The organism is Bacillus sp. 05T31 (genome assembly GCF_056396725.1).
Window position 1 is genome coordinate 1 of sequence record NZ_JBFTMA010000416.1, and the last position, 4,995, is coordinate 4,995.

Sequence of the window (4,995 nt, forward strand, 5' to 3'; positions counted from 1 at the left end):
CTTCTAAATARTGYGTYGTTAAAATAATCGTTTTCCCTTCACTTGCTAAYTTTCKAATCGTTTCCCAAAACGTTTTTCGAGATGTTATGTCCATCCCTACAGTTGGTTCATCTAAAAATAACAACTCTGGATTCCCTGCAAGTGCGAGTGCAAAATTTAACCTTCTTTTTTGACCGCCCGATAATTTCTCACATCTTTGCTTTCTTTCTGGTTCTAAGTTTGACAACTGCAGTAATATTTCTTTCTCTACAGGATTCGTATAATAACTACGGAATAACTCAATTGCCTCTTCTACCGTGATACTATCAATTACACTTACTTCTTGTAGCATCGCACCAAGGCTATTACGAACATCTCTATGCTTCGGACTCTTTCCAAATATAGAGACATTCCCCTCTGTCGGATCTTTTAATCCGAGCATCATTGAAATTGTCGTTGTTTTCCCCGCACCATTTGGACCGAGTAATGCTACTATTTGCCCTTTATTTACATGAAATGAAACGTTATTTACTGCTTTTTTATGTTTAAATGTTTTAGAAACACCATTTACTTCAATAATCTTTTCCATCTCTCCACCCCCGTCGTTTCTTATATTTACATTGTATGTTCTGGAAAAGTTAGGAAACAGTATGATGCGTCATGACATCMATATGACAATTGTCATGTATTCTTTRTGAGAGGAATCAACCCGCATACCGCACGCGAGTAGCAGTACAAAAACAAACATGATACAATCGGATAAGACATATATTCGAGGAAGGACAGTGGTTTTCATGATTATTCGTAATGAACAAGATTTAGAAGGTTTACGAAAAATCGGCCGCATCGTTGCACTTGCACGCGAAGAAATGAAAAAGCAAGCGAAGCCAGGTATGACAACGAAAGAGCTTGATTTAATTGGTAAAAAAGTATTAGATGAGCACGGTGCTATTTCAGCGCCTGAAAAAGAATATAAATTCCCAGGTGTAACTTGCATTAGTGTAAACGAAGAAGTTGCTCACGGCATTCCAAGCGATCGCGTATTAAAAGACGGCGATTTAGTAAACGTAGACGTATCGGCCGCACTTGACGGATATTATGCAGATACAGGTATCTCATTTGTTCTTGGCGACGATGAAGAAAAAGAAAAACTTTGCCAAGCAGCAGTAGACTCATTTTGGGAAGCAATGAAAAAAGTAAAAGCTGGCTCAAAACAAAAYCAAATTGGTCGTGCTGTTTCTAACTTTGCACATAAAAGTGGATATAACGTTATTCAAAACTTAACTGGTCACGGTATTGGTCTTAGCTTACACGAAGCTCCAAACCACATTTTAAGCTACTATGATCCAATGGATAATGCGCTTCTAAAAGACGGCCTTGTTATCGCTGTAGAACCATTTATTTCTATGAAAGCTGATCATATTATGGTGAGGCTGTCCAAAAGTACGGAAAACTCTTGAACAGCCTCGTATTTTCATATGGATGCCTTACATATATCACTGATGATAATTATGAAATGCGGAAACATAGTTATCATCACATGATTCAAACAAAAGAAAAGAAATCCTATAACGGATCTCTTTTCCCTACATAATCTAAAGTTTGGGTACACTAGATTCATGCAATGTAGGAGCCTTCAAAACAGAAAGCGATCCTTCATTTAAAATGATAGCATACATATCTCCGCTAAAAATATGTAAATATGCATATAGCGTTTTTTATTTCTCAACATACATTTATTGAAAATTCATACATATAAAGGTAAAATAAAGTCGTTAWCCGTCTTCTTTTGTCAGTCAGAGAGAATAGAAGAATGGGAGAGGAAAAAATGAGAAAATCACTGAAACAAAAAATAGTAAGCTCCTTGCTTGCTGTATCACTCGCCGTTAGCTTAGCTCCAATCGGACAAGCAAAAGCTGATTCCACGTCAGAAATTACACAGACTCCACCTATTACAAAACAAGTTGATGCAAACCGCGCCATCGAGCATATCCGTTTCTTATCCGAAACAATCGGTCCCCGTCCAGGTGGTACAAAATCAGAAGAATGGGCTTCTCGCTATGTTGGTATGSAGCTTAAATCAATGGGATATGAAGTAGARTATCAGCCCTTTCAAGTRCCGGATCAATACGTTGGATTTATCGAATCACCATTAGGSACAAARCGTAATTGGCAAGCTGGTGCTGCTCCAAATTCACTAATTTCTACAGAAGCTGTTACAGCTCCGCTTATCTTTGTTCAAGGTGGTACAAAATTGGACGATATTCCRAATGAGGTWARCGGAAAAATTGTTTTATTCGAAMGRGGTGCAACAGTAGCRGATTATAATAARCAAGTTGARAATGCTGTTAGTAAAGGGGCAAAAGGTGTTCTTTTATACAGTTTAATTGGAGGTCGTGGAAACTATGGACAAACTTTCAATCCTCGCTTAACTAAAAAACAGTCTATCCCTGTCTTCGGTCTTGCTTATGCTCAAGGAAATGCATTTAAAGAAGAAATCGCTAAAAAAGAGACAACAATTCTTTCCCTAAAAGCGAGACATGAATCTAATTTAACATCCTTAAATGTCATCGCAAAAAAGAAACCAAAAAATAGTACAGGTAATGAAAAGGCCGTCGTTGTAAGTTCACACTACGATAGTGTCGTTGGAGCACCTGGGGCAAATGATAATGCTTCTGGTACAGGATTAGTATTAGAACTGGCTCGTGCTTTTCAAAATGTAGAAACTGATAAAGAAATTCGTTTTATTGCTTTTGGTTCTGAGGAAACTGGCCTACTTGGCTCTGATTATTATGTTAATAGTCTGTCCCAAAAGGAACGTGATCGAATTTTAGGTGTCTTTAACGCAGACATGGTTGCAACAAATTATGATAAAGCAAAGAATTTATATGTAATGACTCCTGATGGCTCAACAAATCTTGTAACAGATGCTGCCTTACAAGCAGGTAAACAATTAAATAATAATCTCGTTCTTCAAGGAAAATTTGGCTCTAGTGATCACGTACCATTTGCTGAAGTGGGTATCCCTTCTGCACTATTTATTTGGATGGGCGTCGATAGTTGGAATCCATTAATCTATCATATCGAAAAAGTATATCACACGCCTCAAGATAACGTATTTGAGAACATTTCACCAGAACGTATGAAAATGGCATTGGAAGTTATCGGAACTGGTGTTTATAACACTCTTCAAAAACCTGTTACTCAAACAGGGCAAAAAGTTGCTTAATACTATTTCAAGCCACCGACTAATCGGTGGCTTTTTATGAAGGAAAAATAAATATGTATAAAAGCATATCTATTACATGGCGTTATTACCCGAAAAAAATCTTAATACATCAATTAAAGTATATTAATTATACGATTTATCATGTATAATATAAAACGTAATATATTGATGTAATTGTATTATTGAATGGTATTACCATGTAGAATAAAAATTGTAATAATAGTAATTACATCTAATAAAGAAGGCTTTCTACTATGAAAAAATTATTCTTGCAGTTGTGTTAGATTTAACAGTTATTTTAGGAACTAATGCTTTTATTCCTGAAACAAACGCTGATGCAGCTACTCACGAACAAAGCTTTACAAAATGCTATTTCTAAATTAGCCATAAAAATGGCTATGTATTCATCCAAAACTTAACGGAACATGGTCATTGATCTTAAATCACATGAGATACCACACCACATTCTAAGCTTATGGTCCAATGGATAATAGACTTATTGAAAGCGATTTCGTTATTACTTTAGAGCCGCTTATCTCTATGAAAGCTGACCATATTATTGGGCCGCTGATTGAGTCCAACTTGAAACTGTTCTCTTTTTCTATAAAAAAAACCCTTCAGGTTGCATTCTTACCTTCACTTTATCGTGAAGTTTTTTGAATACTTACCTAAAGGGCGTAATATCAATAGTAATTTTTCAACTTGTCTGCYACCCAGATTACGGTTTAATCAATAATCTAAAGCTTTTTTATTATTTTATTCGCTGACGAGCAAATAGAATTCCACCTAAAAGGAACAATACCATACCGCCAAGAATTGAAATCATTTCTGCTGATGTTCCTCCTGTGTTAGGAAGTAATGTTGGCTTATCATTTTCTGTAGTAGGTGGAACTTTTGAATCGCTATTTTTGTCTGTATTTGTATTTGGATCTGTRCYTGGATCTTTTGGATCTGTGCTTGGATCTTTTGGATCTACACCTGGTTCGTCCTTGATTTTTGTATTCGTGATGTCATATCCTTTTACTTCGGATTGATATCCCGCTACTGGTTGTTCTTTCACTTCATACTTGTACGCTACTCCKTTTGTATCGTATGCTTGYAGKTTTTCAAACGTGTACTTCCARTTTGTTKCTKYWSTTACTTCTTTCGTGTCAATTACTTGACCGTTTTGTAGTAAGTCTACTTTGATTGTGCTTGGACGATCTGTTGCGTTGTTATCGTTCCAAGCCTTTGTTCCTTCTACTTTCGTTTCRCCCACTTTTGTATTCGTGATGTCATWACCTTTTACTTCTGTTTGATATCCAGCTACTGGTTGTTCTTTCACTTCATACTTGTACGCTACTCCKTTTGTATCGTATGCTTGTAGTTTTTCAAACGTGTACTTCCARTTTGTTTCTGCTGTTACTTCTTTTGTGTCTACTACTTTACCATTTTGTAGTAAGTCTACTTTAATCATCGTCGGACGATCCGGTGAATTGTTATCGTTCCACGTTTTTGTTCCTTCTACTTTTGTTTGACCTACTTTTGTATTTGTAATGTCATTACCTTTTACTTCTGTTTGATATCCGTCTACYGCTTGTTCTTTTACTTCATACTTATATGCCTTACCTTCGGCATCGTATGCCGCTAAATCTTTGAATTCGTATTTCCAGCCTGTTGCTTTGCTTACTTCTTGCGTCGCAATCACTGTACCATTTTGTAGTAGGTCTACTTTAATCATTTCCGGACGATCTTTCGCGTTATCGTCTTTCCATGTTTTCGTTCCTTCTACTTTTGTTTTGCCAACC

Annotated in this window: 3 protein-coding genes and 2 pseudogenes; 3 read left to right on the forward strand and 2 right to left on the reverse strand. The window is 36.4% G+C overall.

The window, feature by feature from the left end:
- Positions 1 to 568 (reverse strand): ABC transporter ATP-binding protein (locus tag AC1DJR_RS20785; RefSeq protein ID WP_477003402.1); only part of this gene is annotated, 568 nt, incomplete at its 3' end.
- Between the two features lie 157 nt (positions 569 to 725).
- On the opposite strand from AC1DJR_RS20785, the pseudogene map reads away from it, so the two are divergent.
- The 3 genes and pseudogenes from map to AC1DJR_RS20800 form a co-directional block, all read left to right on the forward strand.
- A pseudogene (map, locus tag AC1DJR_RS20790) lies at positions 726 to 1,412 on the forward strand (type I methionyl aminopeptidase); the annotation flags it as partial.
- 395 nt (positions 1,413 to 1,807) lie between these two features.
- Positions 1,808 to 3,208 (forward strand): M28 family metallopeptidase, encoded by a 1,401-nt coding sequence (locus AC1DJR_RS20795; protein ID WP_477003403.1) that lies wholly within the window; start codon positions 1,808 to 1,810, stop codon positions 3,206 to 3,208.
- Positions 3,209 to 3,590: 382 nt separating this feature from the next.
- Positions 3,591 to 3,769: pseudogene (locus AC1DJR_RS20800) on the forward strand (type I methionyl aminopeptidase); the annotation flags it as partial.
- 190 nt (positions 3,770 to 3,959) lie between these two features.
- On the opposite strand, the gene AC1DJR_RS20805 reads toward AC1DJR_RS20800, so the two are convergent.
- A partial coding sequence (locus tag AC1DJR_RS20805) for a Cna B-type domain-containing protein (RefSeq protein ID WP_477003404.1) occupies positions 3,960 to 4,995 on the reverse strand: 1,036 nt, incomplete at its 5' end.